This window comes from Glycomyces niveus (assembly GCF_017592475.1).
In the GTDB taxonomy this organism is placed as follows: domain Bacteria; phylum Actinomycetota; class Actinomycetes; order Mycobacteriales; family Micromonosporaceae; genus Glycomyces; species Glycomyces niveus.
In genome coordinates this window covers 237,546-251,421 of record NZ_JAGFNP010000001.1, presented here as the reverse complement: position 1 = coordinate 251,421, position 13,876 = coordinate 237,546, and the positions used below count along the sequence as shown (strand labels likewise).

Annotated in this window: 12 protein-coding genes and 1 tRNA gene; 2 read left to right on the top strand and 11 right to left on the bottom strand. The window is 70.2% G+C overall.

The genetic code is table 11. The features are described 5' to 3' along the window. Nucleotides 1-6: 6 nt before the first annotated feature. Entirely contained in the window at nt 7-1,173 is a 1,167-nt protein-coding gene (locus J5V16_RS01180) for a VLRF1 family aeRF1-type release factor (protein WP_208494126.1), read from the bottom strand. Nucleotides 1,174-1,266: 93 nt separating this feature from the next. Further along, nucleotides 1,267-2,010: a DsbA family oxidoreductase gene (locus J5V16_RS01175; RefSeq protein WP_208494125.1), complete on the bottom strand. Its 744-nt coding sequence runs from the start codon at nt 2,008-2,010 to the stop codon at nt 1,267-1,269. A 130-nt stretch (nt 2,011-2,140) separates the two neighbouring features. On the opposite strand from J5V16_RS01175, the gene J5V16_RS01170 reads away from it, so the two are divergent. Both J5V16_RS01170 and J5V16_RS01165 read left to right on the top strand, forming a co-directional pair. Further along, nucleotides 2,141-2,212: transfer RNA gene (locus J5V16_RS01170), tRNA-Val, on the top strand. Nucleotides 2,213-2,425: 213 nt separating this feature from the next. Beyond that, the gene (locus tag J5V16_RS01165; protein WP_208494124.1) at nt 2,426-2,569 is read left to right on the top strand and encodes a hypothetical protein; all 144 of its coding nucleotides are present in this window, start codon (nt 2,426-2,428) and stop codon (nt 2,567-2,569) included. Nucleotides 2,570-3,006: 437 nt separating this feature from the next. Here J5V16_RS01165 and J5V16_RS01160 read toward each other — a convergent pair whose 3' ends face one another. From J5V16_RS01160 to J5V16_RS01120, 9 genes are all read right to left on the bottom strand, one after another. After that, nucleotides 3,007-4,044, bottom strand: coding sequence for a fatty acid desaturase family protein (locus J5V16_RS01160; protein ID WP_307792830.1), 1,038 nt, complete (start codon nt 4,042-4,044; stop codon nt 3,007-3,009). Between the two features lie 465 nt (nt 4,045-4,509). Beyond that, a complete protein-coding gene (locus tag J5V16_RS01155; RefSeq protein WP_208494123.1) occupies nt 4,510-5,499 on the bottom strand; it encodes an LLM class flavin-dependent oxidoreductase in 990 nt (329 codons plus the stop codon). Nucleotides 5,500-5,513: 14 nt separating this feature from the next. Beyond that, nucleotides 5,514-5,807, bottom strand: a complete 294-nt coding sequence (locus J5V16_RS01150) for an ArsR/SmtB family transcription factor (RefSeq protein WP_408612353.1) — start codon at nt 5,805-5,807, stop codon at nt 5,514-5,516. 74 nt (nt 5,808-5,881) lie between these two features. Then, nucleotides 5,882-7,402: an FAD-dependent oxidoreductase gene (locus tag J5V16_RS01145; RefSeq protein WP_208494121.1), complete on the bottom strand. Its 1,521-nt coding sequence runs from the start codon at nt 7,400-7,402 to the stop codon at nt 5,882-5,884. Between the two features lie 29 nt (nt 7,403-7,431). Then, nucleotides 7,432-8,052: a GyrI-like domain-containing protein gene (locus tag J5V16_RS01140; RefSeq protein WP_208494120.1), complete on the bottom strand. Its 621-nt coding sequence runs from the start codon at nt 8,050-8,052 to the stop codon at nt 7,432-7,434. Between the two features lie 86 nt (nt 8,053-8,138). Continuing rightward, nucleotides 8,139-9,377: an ROK family transcriptional regulator gene (locus J5V16_RS01135; RefSeq protein WP_208494119.1), complete on the bottom strand. Its 1,239-nt coding sequence runs from the start codon at nt 9,375-9,377 to the stop codon at nt 8,139-8,141. A gap of 19 nt (nt 9,378-9,396) precedes the next feature. Next, complete coding sequence (locus tag J5V16_RS01130) at nt 9,397-11,961, bottom strand: beta-galactosidase (protein WP_208494118.1); 2,565 nt, start codon at nt 11,959-11,961, stop codon at nt 9,397-9,399. Beyond that, nucleotides 11,958-12,896 carry a carbohydrate ABC transporter permease gene (locus J5V16_RS01125; RefSeq protein WP_208494117.1) on the bottom strand — a complete coding sequence of 313 codons (939 nt, stop codon included), beginning with the start codon at nt 12,894-12,896 and terminating at the stop codon, nt 11,958-11,960. Before J5V16_RS01125 ends, J5V16_RS01130 begins: the two co-directional genes overlap by 4 nt. Beyond that, entirely contained in the window at nt 12,896-13,783 is an 888-nt protein-coding gene (locus J5V16_RS01120) for a carbohydrate ABC transporter permease (RefSeq protein WP_208494116.1), read from the bottom strand. Before J5V16_RS01120 ends, J5V16_RS01125 begins: the two co-directional genes overlap by 1 nt. Nucleotides 13,784-13,876: the final 93 nt, after the last annotated feature.

The following is a 13,876-nucleotide window of genomic DNA, read 5'->3' as shown; positions in this document are numbered from 1 at the left end:
CGGTGGTCACCAGCGCAGGAACGCGCCGACCCCGCCCGCCTGCTCGTCGAGCCGGACGCCGTCGCTGAGGATCGACACCCTCGCGTCGGAGGCCAGCGCCATCTCGATCATCGCCTCGCCGAGCTGGGCGTCCGCGATCGCCGCGGCGACCTCGGGCTCCCCCGGCGCGATCGAGTCGGCGAGAACCGTCCCGTCGGGGATGCGGCGGCCGCTCCACACCGAGTCGCGCTCCATGACGAGCCGGTCGACCCGGCCGCCCTGGAGCGCGTCGATCACGGCCTCGGAGCCCGCGACCGTCTTGCGCGGGGACTCGTTGAATTCGGCGATCAACTGGGCGTCGCGGGCCGCCCGCGCCGCCGCGATCTCGGGCGCGAGGGCCTGCTGGACCTGCGCGGGCGTGGACTGGCTCAGCACCAGCTGAGAGGGCACGACCTGGGCTTTGAACCCGTTGTGCAGGGACTTGGTGGACGCCTCGACGAGCTCGGGCTCGCCGGAGATGACCAGCAGCTCCCAGCCGAACGTCGCCACGTGCTCCTCCAGGGTGGAGTGCGCGGCGGCGAGGAACTTCTGCAGGTGCTCGGCGATGCGGTAGTCGAACAGGTCGTGCTGGTTGTTCGCGCTGATGCCGTCGCGCCCGCCCCAGGCGCTGCGGGTGGCGCTGGGGCCCTTCATGACCCGCCATTCGGCGGTGTCGAGCTCGAAGTGGAGCCCGGAGACCTCCTCGCACTTGCCGAAGCGGCTGTCGAGCAGGCGCATGCCCTTGCCGTCGACGACGGCGATGCCGGTCGGCGAGCCCTCGGCCCAGGCGCCGAACATCGGGGCGATGTGGGAGCGGGGGGCGAGGGCGATCCGGTCGGTCAGCGGCGTCTGCATCTCGACGCGGTAGGTCTGGCCGCTGGCGAGGCCGACGAACAGCGCGCGGCCGATCCCGGGCGCGCCGGGACGGACGAGCTGCTCGAGGTCGAGCTTCATCTCCTCGAGCCGGCGGCCGAGCCCGGAGCGGGTGCCGTTGTCGACGGATTCGAGCAGTTGCTTCAGGCCCTGGTCGAGCCGGGTCTTCCAGGGCGGTGTGGAACCTTCCTGCCGGGGGTCGGCGTTGACGTAGAGCGAGAGCACGCCGGTGTCGTCGCGCAGTTTCACCAGCCTGAGTTGCGTCTCGCGGTCCATCGGCATGGCTATCGCCTCCTCGATCGAGCGGAATTCGCCTCAGGATATTCCCGAAGGTGCCCGTTCGTGAGGGTTTCGCGAGTTACGCCTGAACCCGTCCTAGATCTCGCAGCCGTCCGGGCCGCACGCCTCGGCGTCCTCGGCCCCGGAGATCGTGGTGATCGCGGGTTGCTTTTCGCGCCAAGCCTTCTCGAGGACCTCGGCGAACAGCTCGGTGGGCTGGGCGCCGGAGACGCCGTACTTCTCGTCGACGACGAAGAAGGGGACGCCGGTGGCGCCGAGCGCGGCGGCCTCGGCCTCGTCGGCGCGCACGGCCTCGCGGTAGGCCTCGGGTTCGTCGAGCACGGCGACGACCTCGTCCTTGTCGAGCCCGGCTCCCACGGCCACGTCGATCACGCGCTGGCGGTCGAAGATCGAGGCCTCGTCGGCGAAGTTCGCGACATAGAACGCCTGCCACGCCTCGGCCTCCAGGCCCCGCTCCGAGGCGAGGTGGAGGATCCGGTGCAGGTCGAAGGTGTTGCCGTGGTCGCGGCCTTCGGCCTGGTAGTCGAGGTCTTCGGCCTTGGCGAGGTCTTTGAGCCGGTACTCGCCGGCCTGCGCTTGGGCGCGGCTCATGCCGTACTTCTTGACGAGCATGTCGACGACCGGGGCGGTGTCGCCCGGCTCGCGGTGCGGGTCGAGCTCGAAGGACCGGTGACGGACCTCGACGTCGACCTTCCCCTCCAGCTGCTGCACGGCCTTGTCGAACCGGGCCTTGCCCACGTAGCACCACGGGCAGGCGATGTCGGACCAGATGTCCACGCGAAGTTTTTCCACGAACTCCCCAACAGTTGAAGCTTCCATTGAATTCCGGTCTGTGCCGCACGCCTCGTCCCGCGCCCACGATGCGGGACGCGTCCAGCACCCGGCACTCGCGCCCAAGTCCGCGTTCAGGTACCCTTTCTCAGGCTCGGCGCGCTTCCGCGCGCCCTCCGGGTGCTTAGCTCAGCGGTAGAGCACCTCGCTTACAACGAGGTGGTCACAGGTTCGATCCCTGTAGCACCCACCGCTATTCATGTTTGTGAATATCTTTCGGATTCGTTGCGGTCGCGCTTCCTCAGTACGGACCCGGTGTACATCGAGAGCGCCACGGATCGGAAGCGAAGCCATTTCTGGAACCGAGCGCCGAGCGCTCCGCTGTTGAAAGTTTGTTTCACTTTCCGGCCATTTGCGCTGTTCGCAGGCATACGATCGGGATATGGCTACAGTTCTTTGGATCTTGATCGTCGCCTGGGTTCTGCTCGCGATCCTCGGGTTCGCTATCGAGGGCCTGCTTTGGTTGGCCGTCGTCGGTATCGTGCTGTTCATCGGCACCCTCGTCTTCGGGCTCATCAGGCGTCGCGCCGGCCGCCGTTCGGCTTGATCGCAGCGTCCGTGCGTTCAGGGCGTGGTTTCGCTTCGCCCTCAAGGGGCATGACTCCACACCCGCATCAAGAGGAGACGGCCCCATGGACACAGCGAGCGAACCGACGAAGCACCCAGAGACCGATGGCGAGCCGTCGGCGCCAGAGCACTGGCACGACGAGGGACCTGAGGGCCATCGCAGCGGAAGTGACCTCCTGCGATCGGCGCTCCCGCTCCTCGTCGGGTCGGTAGCGGTCGGGATCGCGGCGGTCGCCATAGTCATGGTGCAGATCAGCCGTCGCCGAAAGCCGGAGACACTCCTGCATCGTGCGACGGCCGCGTGGAGGGGGCGAGGAAGGCCCTGACACACGCCGCGGCCGGGCTGCCCGAACGCGGCAGGTCCGCACTGCGGTGAGTGCACCGCTAGCCCGATGGCCGTACCGATCCGATACCGCCTCATCCGGCCGAGGACGTGGCGCGCCCTTGCGGAGGATGACGCAGGTGTTCGCCGTTGCGGTGCAGCTGGGCAAGGGCTTCGCGCCAGGACTGGATCAGGCCGGTCTCGCGATAAGGGATGCCCTTCTCGGCGCAGAAGTCGCGCACGATCGGCTGAGCCCGTCCCAGGTGCACCGACGGCATACCGGGGAACAGGTGGTGCTCGATCTGGTAGTTCAGGCCGCCGAGGGCAAAGTTGGTGAACCAGCCGCCCTTGACGTTCCGGGAGGTCAGCACCTGCTTGCGCAGATAGTCCAGCTCGGTGTCGCCCGTCAGCGTCGGCATTCCTTTGTGGTTGGGGGCGAAGACCGAGCCCATGTACACGCCCCAGACTGCTTTGTGTACCAGGATGAACGCGATCGCCTTGCCGGGTGAGAGCACCAGGAACACGGCCGTGAGATAGGCGGCCAAGTGCGCCGCGAGCAGCACCGCCTCCACGCCTCGGTTCCTGAGGCCCGGTGTGAGGACCGATCTGATGCCCGACCAGTTGAGGTTGAAGCCCTCGAAGAGCAGGGCCGGGAAGAACAGCTGCGCCTCGTACTTGATGAAGAACCGGCTCACGCCTTGGGCAGCGCGCCCCTGACGCTCCGTCCACACGAACAAGCCCGGTGAGACGTCCGGGTCGAGCTCCTCGTGGTTGGGGTTGGCGTGGTGGCGGTTGTGCTTCTCGGTCCACCACCCGTAACCCATGCCGTTGGCCAGATTGCCGGTGAACCAGCCCGCCCGCTCAGTGGCGGCGCGACCCCGGAAGACCTGACGGTGGGCCAGATCGTGGCCCAGCAGCGCCACCTGGGCGCTCACGATGGCCATGAACACGGCCATGAGCATCTGGATCCAGGTGTCGCCGATGAGCACGAAGCCCGTCCAGGAGGCTGCGAACACGGCGCCGACGAGCATGAACCGGAGCGTGTAGTAGCCGGGGCGGTGGCTCATGAGGCCGACTGCTCGGACCCTGCGTGACAGCTCGGCGAAGTCGCTGCCGGCCTTCGAATCGCCCACGGCCCTTTCCTCTCGCCAGTTGTGTGCGGTCACTGGAACCGGTCATCTCCAGCATTACCATGACTCGGGGCGCTGCGCGAAGGCACGGGCATTTGTCCTGTAATGCGAGCATTCCGGGTCGGCACGATTGGGCATCCCGCTCCCGACAGACCCAGACTGAGAAGGGTTCACTTCATGATCATCCTTCGGCCGAAATCATCCGTTCGATGCAGCGGCGGCTGATGCCGAACTCGACCGCCAGACGCTTCTTGCACGCCCCGGTCCGGGCCGCCTCGAGTAGCCGCTCGTACCCTTCGGTCGCGAGGCGATCACGGACTGCTCACGGCTTGCCTTGCGGCAATCCCGCGCAAGTTGGGGCAATTGAGGTGCCGGTTCACGCCAGTCGCGAGCCGTGACGGCTGATATCAGGTCCTGCACGCGGGCCAGCATGAGGGGTCCGGCGTTCGCGCCGGACCCCTTTTCGCGTCAGCGGATCATGGCCTTGGCGGTGAGTTCGACCGAGCGGATGCGTTCGGGGACCTCGGGGGCGTAGTGGGCGGTGATGAGCTCGTCGGCGCGGACCTTCGCGGCGAAGTCCTCGAGGTAGGCGCGCACGTCCTCGGCGGTGCCGGTGGCGGTGTACTTGGTCATGGCGGTGAGCTGGCGGCCGCCGGCGGAGGCGAGGAACGCGTCGATCTCGGCATCGGTGTACTCGCGGCCCTGGCCGCCGCGGGAGATGAAGCCGCGGGCGCGGTTGCGGTAGGCGGTCTCGCGCTGGGCCTCGGCCTGCTCACGGCTCTCGGCGGCGAAGACGTTCACGCCCGCGATGACGTACGGGGCGGCGAGCTGCTCGGAGGGACGGAACTCCTCGCGGTAGGCGGCGACGGCCTCGAAGAGGGCGTCGGGCGCGAAGTGGGAGGCGAACGCGTAGGGCAGGCCGAGCTGGGCGGCGAGCTGCGCGCCGAACAGCGAGGAGCCCAGGAGGTAGAGCGGCACCTCGCCCTCGGGGACGGGCACGGACTGGACGCCCGGGACGCGCGACTCGCCCTTGAGGTAGGCCTGGAGTTCGAGCACGTCCTGCGGGAACGTGTCGGCGGAGGTCGCGTCGCGGCGGATGGCGCGCATGGTCTCGCGGTCGGTGCCCGGGGCGCGGCCGAGGCCGAGGTCGATGCGGCCGGGGAAGAGGGTCTCGAGGGTGCCGAACTGCTCGGCGATCACGAGCGGGGAGTGGTTGGGCAGCATGATGCCGCCCGCGCCGAGGCGGATGGTGTCGGTGTGCTCGGCGACGTGCCCGATGACGACGCTCGTGGCGCTGGAGGCGATGGTCGGCATGTTGTGGTGCTCGGCGTACCAGACCCGCGTGTAGCCGCTGCGTTCGGCGGCCCGGGCGAGTTCGACGCTCGCCGCGAGGCTCTCGCGCGCGGACCGGCCCGGCGCGATCGGCGCCAGGTCGAGGATCGACAGGGCTACGGCCATGTTCGGTGCCTTCCTTAGAGACTGCTGTGGAGGTCTGCGGTGAACGCGCGGATGCGCTCCTCGTCGCGGCGGTAGTAGATCCACTGGCCGCGCTTGGTGGCCTGGAGGAACCCGGCGCGCTGGAGGATCGCGAGGTGCGCGGAGACCGTGGAGGCCGAGGCGCCCGACTTCTGCTGGATGAGCCCGACGCAGACGCCGAGCTCGGCGGTGTCACCGCACGGGAAGTTGGCCTCGGGGTCCTTGAGCCAGTTGAGGATTCGCAGGCGCGTCTCGTTGGAGAGGGCCTTGCACTCGTCGAGCACGTCCACCGCCTTTCGGCATTTCGCTAATTTCCGAAACTATACCGATCGGGCGCGGACGGCAAAATGAACCCGGTCACCGCTCAGTGGTGCGGGTGCGGCTCCAAGGGCTTCGTCGTGGGGCCTTGCAGGACGGCGCCGCTGGTGGCGTACCGCGAGCCGTGGCACGGGCACTCCCAGGTGCGCTCGGCGTCGTTGAAGCCCACGATGCAGCCCATGTGCATGCAGGTGGCCGAGACGACGTGCAGGCCGCCGTCCTCGTCGCGGTAGACGGCCCGCAGTCCGCCGTCGAGGCGCATGACCGCGCCTTGGCCGGGCTCGAGCTCGTCCGGGTCGGACGGGGCGGCGTGCGGGAGGCGGTCGCCGAGGAAGTGCCCCACGACCTTGGCGCCCGAGGTGGCGAGGCGGCCGGCCTCCTTGAGGAGGTGGAACCGACCGGGGCCGAACAGCTCGGCCCACGGCGGCGGCGAGCCCGCCATCGTGTCGGCGATGGTCCGCGCGGCGGCGACGCCGTTGGTCATCCCCCAGCCGCCGAAACCGCAGGCGACGTAGACGCCGTCCTCGCCGGACAGGGCGCCGACGAACGGCACGCGGTCGGTGGTCGTGAAGTCCTGCGCGGCCCAGCGGTATTCGATGCCGCCGATGTCGAAGTGCTCGGTGGCCCAAGTGCTCAGACGGTCGAGCCGCCCGGTGGTGTCGGGGTCGCCGGGCGTGAACTTCTCGCCGGTGACGATGAGGAGCCGCCGGTCCTCGCCGTACGGCGCGGTGCGCACCGAGCGGAGGTTGTCGTCGTACGTGAGGTACATCCCGCCGGGGTCGGCGCACGCGGCGATCGGGGCGGCCACGACGAGCTCGCGGCGCGGCGTGAGGCGCGCGAAGAGCTTGACCCGGTCGATCACCGGGAACTGGGTGGCGATCACGACCTGCTCGCATTGGACCTCGCCGCCGGCGACTTCGAGCACGTGGACACCGTCCTTCGTCTCGAGGCCGGTCACGCGCGAATGCTCGAAGATCGCCGCGCCCTGCGCGGTCAGGTCCTGGGCGAGCGCGAGCAGGAACCGGCGCGGGTGGAACTGCGCCTGGTCCTCGACCCGGACCGCGCCCGCGACGTCGAACGGGAGGCCGGTCTCGGTCGTGAACGAGGCGTCGAGGCCGGCGTCGCGGGCGGCCTCGGCCTCCTTGCGCAGTTTCTTGACGCCGTCCTCGGCACCGGTGAAGACGAACGAGGGCGCGCGCTCGAGCTCGCAGTCGATCCCCAGCTCCTCGGCGACGGCGGCCACGTGCTCGATCGCGCCCGTCTGCGAGGCCGCGTACTGCCGGGCCGCGTCGGCGCCGAACGCCTCGCGCAGATGCGCGTAGATGCTGCCGTGCTGCGCGGTGAGCTTGGCCGTGGTGTTGCCGGTGGTGCCCGCGACGATCCTGTCGGCCTCGACCACGGCGACCGAGCGGCCCGCGCGGGCGAGCTCCCACGCGGTGCACAGGCCGGTGATGCCGCCGCCGACGACGGCGACCTCGGTCCGGATCGGGCCTTCGACCTCCGGGTAGTGCGTCTCCTCGGTCGAGGAGATCCAGTAGGACTCGGGCATGACCAGCGGTGACTTCATGCCCCGGGGGTACCCCCGGGACCGGCGGCTCACTCCACCCGCTTGACCGGCTGGCGCAGGATCGTCCTGAGCTTGGCCGGGGCGGTGCGGCGGGCGTCGCTGAGGTAGATCTCGTGGTGGTCGCCGTTGAAGGCGAGCTTGTTGTACGGCAGGTAGTGCTCGTGAAGGCGCTGCAGCACGGGCGTCTCGGAGTCGTATGAGCCGATGTGCAGGGTCTGGACCGACAGGCCCTCGGTGAAGGCCACGAACCGCAGCCCGTCGAAGGCCGGGTTGGGGTGCTTGGCGGCGGCCTCGCCCGCGGCGGACACGACCATCTCCTCGGTGATCCACTCCGGCTGGCTGATCATCATGGTCCACTCCCACGCGCCCTTGTCGCGGGTGAGGAACACGGCCGGGTCGTCGGCGCGCCACAGCCCCTCCATGGGGGCGACCACGAAGTCCCGTTGGAGGGATTTCTTGCTCGCGAACTTGAGGGTGTACGCCGTCCCGTACAGGGCCGCGACGGCCTGCGCGTACGAGTCGGCGGTGTTCGGGTCGCCCTTGCCGTCCACCGCCAGGTACCGGAACTCGGGCACCTCCACGACCGCGAACGCGTTGCGCGGCGGCGAGTACAGCTGCTTGTGGGCCTTCTTGACGTCGTACTTCTCCATGCCCGCAGTGTCGCATCCGGGTGCGACAGTGCCTCCCGAACGACAGTGCCTCCCGAACGACAGTGCTTCCCGAACGACGGTGCGAGTCAGATGGCGGTGGGCACCCGGGTGGTCACGAGGCCCACGTCGCCGAGGAAGCGCTCCAACGCGATCGTGGCGATGCCCGTGGCGACCGAGTTGCCGCGCACCGTGGACACCTCGATGGCGAGGTCGGCGGCGGAGTCGCCGGGGGCCTCCTCGAGCACGCGGCGGCGCACGGCCGGGACGAGATGGTCGCCCAGCGCCCACGCCGTCCACCCGGTCAGGGTGATCATCTCGGGGTTGACGATCGCGCACAGGTCCGCGATCGCCGAGCCGAGGTACCGGGCCGTGAGCTCCAGCGTCTCGGCCAGCGCCGGGTGCGCGGGCGGTTCGAGCGCGGCCGCGAGCGCCCCGATGAACTCCCGCTGCATCGGCACCGACGACAGCGGGTGCTCGGGGGCGATCGCGGCGAGCGTCTGCTGGATGCCCGCCGCGCCCACGTAGGCCTCGACGCAGCCCATGCGCCCGCAGCGGCACTTGCGGCCGTCGAGGGCGAGGAGGCTGTGGCCCCACTCCCCCGCGCCGTTCTGGGCGCCGCGCAGGATCGTGCCTTCGAGGACGATCCCGGCGCCCACGCCGGTGCCGAGGTTGACGGTGATCATGCTCTTGTGGCGGCGGCCCGCGCCGAACCAGAGTTCGGCGGTGGCGATGGCCTTGAGCGGGTTGTCGACGACCATGGGCAGGCCTATGCGCTCGCGGAGGCGGTCGACGTGGAGCCACGGCGCGTTCGGCACCACGACGGCGACCTCGGCCCGGCGCTGCATGCCGCCGGGGAGCGAGATGCCCACGCCGAGCACGTCGTCGCGGCCCGCCGGGGCGCCCCCGGCCGCGCTCTGTTCGAGAGCGCGGTCGAGGGCTTCCACGATGGCGTCGGCGATGGAGTCGTGGTCGTCGTGGTGCTCGTCGGTCGCCACCTCGGCGGAGGCGAGCTCGTCGAGCGCCGAGTCGAACACGGTCGCCCGCACGTACGTCTCGGCGACGTCGACGCCGACGATCCGGCCGCGGCTGCCGTTGAGCCGCAGCGTGGTCGTCGGCCGCCCGATGCGCCCGCCGGTGCGGCGGGCCTCGGTGACGATGCCGCCTTCGAGCAGGTCGCTCACCACGGTCGCGACCGTGGCGTTGCTCAGGCCCGTCTCGGCGGCCAGGTCGCCGCGGCTCGCCTCGCCCGCCGCCAGCAGCGCGTGCAGCACGTCGAGCCGCGACTCGCTGCGGATGTCGCGCGAGGTGCGCCTGGTGACGGCCATGTGGACTCCTGGTTGGGTGCTATTCCGGGGAGGCGGCGGCGGTGACGCGCGCGAGGCGCGGCCGGTCGCCGCCGGCGGTGCCGTGGACCAGCAGGCGCACCGCGCCGGTGTTCCATGATCCCGGAATCCACAGTCGCCCGGGGTCCCCGCCGGTGAACTTCGGGCGGGCGGCGTCGTCGAGCCACACGCGCCCCAGCAGTTCGCCGTTCGCGAACGCGCTGACGCGCACCTGCCCGCCCTCGAACCGCAGGGACCGGCCGCCGGCCGGGACCGGCACGTCGAGCCAGACCTCTTCCCCCGCTTCGAGTTCGAGCGGCAGCTCGATCACGGTCCCGGTGCTGTCCTTCGCGGACAGCGCCAGGAGGGCGTGGTCGGCCTGCGCCTCGACCTGCCAGTCTCGCACAGCCTCGAGGCGCAGGAGCGTCGCACCGCCGCCGTCGACGGGCCAGTGCGCCATGGTGATCGCGACCTCGCGGCCTTCATCGGGACCGAAGTGGACCCAGGGATTGTTCGGGCTCACGATGCTCGATTCGCCGTCGACGGTGATCTCGACCGGGGTCTGGAGCCCGGCGAGGTGCAGCGCGTAGTGGCTGGTGCCGTCCACGGGCAGGGCGCGCCGGTACGTGGCCGGTCGTCCGATCCGGGTGCTGCTCCAGCCCGCGAGGGTCCGCACGGGGGCGGGGTCGCCGGCCCACTGCGCGCCGCCGTCGACGGTCCACAGTGAGGCGACGTCCTCGCTCGAGGCGATCGACCAGACGCGGCCGAGGCCGCGCAGCGACCCGATCGCGAGGCCGGGCAGGCGCGAGTCGTCGAAGTTCGCGTGGCCCCAGGTCTCCACGGTCGCTTCGAGCCGCGAGGCGCCGTCGACCGGGACGCGCACCGTGGCGCCGAAGCGCGCGAAGCTCGGCAGCGCGGTGCCGTCGAGCGCGAGGTCGACGATGTCGCCCGCGCCCTCGATGAGCAGTTCGGTCGCGCCCGCGACCGAGGCCGCGTAGTGGGTGCGGCCGCGGTAGACGCCGACGGCCTCCGAGGTCGGGGGCAGTTCGTGCGCCGTGGTCTCGCCGGCGCGGGTCTCGAGGTCGAGACGGGTCGCGGCGGTGAGGCTCTCGGGTTCGGGCAGGGCCGGGGAGATGACGCCGGGGGTGCCGTCGGGCGCGGCCACGTCCTCGGGGTGGTGGACCACGACGGTCCAGCGGTCCCGGCCGGAGGCGACTTCGGTGACGACCGAGCCGCCGCGCTGGGGCGCGTCGACCTCGACGGCCTGCACGCCGCCGGCGCCTTCGAGCACGATGGTGCTCGGGACGCGGGAGGCGAACTCGAGGCCGCCGTCGGCGCCCACGAGGTCCGCCGAGGCGAACTTCAGGGTGCCGGGCAGGCCGTAGCCCCCGAGCGGGAGGTCGCGCAGGACCAGCGCGCACGAGAAGGGCGCCAGGGCGATCGAGACGCCGTCGACGGTGGCCGTGCCCGGTTCGTCGCCGAGGTTCGGGACGCCGGTCAGCGTGCCGCCGCCGTCCAGGACGAGCTGCGACGGGGACGCGCTGGTGGGCACGTCCGCGCTGATGCCGTGGGCCTCGACGGTCGTGGCGCGGGCCAGGGCCGGGCCGAGGGTGCGGGCGAGGGCCGCGAGGACGCGGGCCTCGGCCGACTCGGCGCGGGCCTCGCCCACCGGGGACAGGTAGCCGCCGAAGTCGTAGTCGTGGGTCATGAACCCGCCGGGGTCGCCCCAGTTGCCGGTCGAGGGCGTGTACCCGAAGTCGTAGCCGGAGGCCTGGAGGTAGGGGGCGAGGAGGGTCGCGCCGCTGGCCATGAGGCGCCGGAGCGTGGTGTGCGCCCGGTTGGTCTCGGTGACGAGGAGCGGGAGCCCCTCGGCGCCCACGAGGTCGGCGTACCGGCGCACTTCGGCCTCGACGAACGGCGAGCGGTCGTCGGGGTAGAAGTTGAACGCCGGGGCGATGCCCTCGACCCCGCCGGTGGCCCCGATGAGGTCGCCCTGCCCGGCGCAGGCGACGAGCGGCACGTCGATGCCGTGGCCGAGCGCCATGTCCCGCAGGGCGGTGAGGTAGGCGTGGCGGTCGTGCGTGTCGAAGAAGTCGAGCTCGTTCTCCAGCTGCACGGCCACCACGCTGCCGCCGCGGCCCCACTGGCGCTCGGCGAGGATCGGCATGGCCTGGTCGAACCAGCGGCCGACCTGCGCGAGGAACTTCGGTTCCGCTTGGCGCAGTTGCAGTCCGTCTTCGAGCGCGAGCCAGGACGGCAGCGCGCCGCCGTCCCATTCGGAGCAGATGTACGGGCCGGGGCGGGCGATGACGGCGAGGCCGGCGGCGTGGGCGAGGTCGAGGAACGCGCCGACGTCGCGGCGGCCCTCGAAGTCCCATGCGCCCGGGGCGGTCTCGTGGAAGTTCCACGGGAGGTAGACGTCGATCGCGCGGTAACCGGTGGCGCGCACCTGCGCGAGCCGCGCCTCCCACACTTCGCGGGGGAGCCGGAAGTAGAACAGCGACGCGCACAGCAGCGTCTCCTCGCGGTCGTCGAGGACGAGCCCAGAGCGTCCGAGCCGGACGGTCGCGGTGGACAGATCAGTCACTTCACACCAGCACTTCCACCTTGGAGGTTCATTTCGTACAGGTACTTCTGGCCGAGGTAGTAGATGACGATCATCGGCAGGGTCAGGATGATCGATCCGACCATGACGAGGTTCCACGGCGGCAGCTGCAGGGAGTTGCTGGTGGAGGTCATGTACTGCAGGCCGAGGGCGAGCGGCATCTGCGCTTCGGCGTTGAGGTAGATGAGCGGGCCCATGAAGTCGCCCCACGCGTGCGTCAGCGTGAAGATCGCGATCGCGGTGAGGATCGGCCACATCATCGGCAGGATGATCCGGCGGTAGACGCCGAAGTAGCCGAGGCCGTCGACCTGGGCCGCCTCGTCGAGCTCGCCTGAGATGCGGGAGACGAACTGCCGCACCAGGAACACGTTGAAGGCGTTGGAGAAGAAGTTCGGGATGATCAGCGGCAGGTACGTGTTGACCCAGCCGAGCTCCTTGAACAGCAGGAACTGCGGGATCATCGTGATCTGCGCGGGGATCATCATGGTGGCGAGGACGATCATGAACATGACGCCCTTGCCGGGGGCCCGCAGCCGCGCGAAGGCGTAGCCGACGAGCGAGGACGACAGCACCTGGCCGACCGCCGAGAGCGTGGCGATGAGGACCGAGTTGGTGATGAACCGTCCCACGGGGAGCCCGGTCGCGGTGAACACGTCGGTGAAGTTCGTCCAGGTGAACTCGGTCGGGAAGACCGTGAACGCGTTCGCGGCGCTGGTCTGGTCGCTGGCGAGCGCGATCGAGATCATCAGGATGAACGGCACGAAGAACAGCGCCGAGACGACGATGAGGACCGCGTACGTGGCCGGCGAGGCCTTGAAGACCGAGAGGCGCCGCTGCGCGTGGTCGGCCTGGTCCTTCTTGGGGCCCTTGCCGACCGGCTCGTCGTCGGTCGCGGGGATCTGGGCGGCGATGGCCATTACCGCACCTCCGTCTCGTAGAACACCCATTTGCGGGACGTGCGGAACGCGACCGCGGTGAAGAGCATGATGACCACGAACAGCAGCCAGGCCACGGCCGAGGCGTAACCGAAGTGGTAGAAGCCGAAGGCCTCTTCGAACAGGAGCGGCACCATCATCTGGCTGGCGTTGTCCGGGCCTCCCGCGGTGAGGATGTACACCTGCGAGAAGATCTGGAACGAGCCGATGAGGCCCATGATGAGGTTGAAGAAGATCACCGGGGTGATCTGCGGGAACGTGACCGACCAGAACTGGCGGAACGATCCGGCGCCGTCGATCTCGGCGGCTTCGTAGAGCTCGCGCGGGATGCCGTTCATGGCCGAGAGCAGGAGCACCGTGGCGCCGCCCGCGCCCCACGCGGAGAGCACGATCAGGGCGGGCTTGACCCAGGTCTCGTCGAGGAGCCAGTCGGGGCCCGAGATGCCGAACCAGCCGAGCAGGTCGTTGAGCGGGCCGGAGGGCGCGAGGACCATCTTGAAGACCATCGCGGTCGCGACGAGCGGGACGAGCGTCGGCAGGTAGATGAAGGTGCGGAAGAGCTTGCGCCCCTGCACCCGCTTGTTGAGCAGGTTGGCGAGCCAGGTGCCGATGACCAGGCCCAGCGGCACCGAGATGGCCGCGTAGTAGAAGGTGTTCCAGAGGGCCTTCCAGAAGACGGGGTCCTCGGTGAGCGCTTCCTTGTAGTTCTCCAGCCCGACCCATTCGGGCGGGGTGAACGAGTCCCATTCGGTCAGCGAGATGTAGACCGAGGCGATCATGGGGCCGAGCAGGAACCCGACGAATCCGATCAGCCACGGCGAGATGAAGAGCCAGAAGTACAGCGCTTCCTTCTTGCTGCGGCGGGACATCTTGGCGGGGCGGCGCCCGCCGGCGGGGGGGGCCCGCCCCCCCCCCCCCCGGGGGGGGCCCCAGGCGGGAGGCAAGAAAATTGGTTTTGGGCC

Excerpts from the sequence above, each read along its gene's own strand:
- J5V16_RS01135 (WP_208494119.1), bottom strand. The coding sequence starts at position 9,377 with ATGGCCGTCACCAGGCGCACCTCGCGCGACATCCGCAGCGAGTCGCGG.
- J5V16_RS01180 (WP_208494126.1), bottom strand. The coding sequence starts at position 1,173 with ATGCCGATGGACCGCGAGACGCAACTCAGGCTGGTGAAACTGCGCGAC.
- J5V16_RS01155 (WP_208494123.1), bottom strand. The coding sequence starts at position 5,499 with ATGGCCGTAGCCCTGTCGATCCTCGACCTGGCGCCGATCGCGCCGGGC.
- J5V16_RS01125 (WP_208494117.1), bottom strand. The coding sequence starts at position 12,896 with ATGGCCATCGCCGCCCAGATCCCCGCGACCGACGACGAGCCGGTCGGC.
- J5V16_RS01175 (WP_208494125.1), bottom strand. The coding sequence starts at position 2,010 with ATGGAAGCTTCAACTGTTGGGGAGTTCGTGGAAAAACTTCGCGTGGAC.
- J5V16_RS01120 (WP_208494116.1), bottom strand. The coding sequence starts at position 13,783 with ATGTCCCGCCGCAGCAAGAAGGAAGCGCTGTACTTCTGGCTCTTCATC.
- J5V16_RS01140 (WP_208494120.1), bottom strand. The coding sequence starts at position 8,052 with ATGGAGAAGTACGACGTCAAGAAGGCCCACAAGCAGCTGTACTCGCCG.
- J5V16_RS01145 (WP_208494121.1), bottom strand. The coding sequence starts at position 7,402 with ATGAAGTCACCGCTGGTCATGCCCGAGTCCTACTGGATCTCCTCGACC.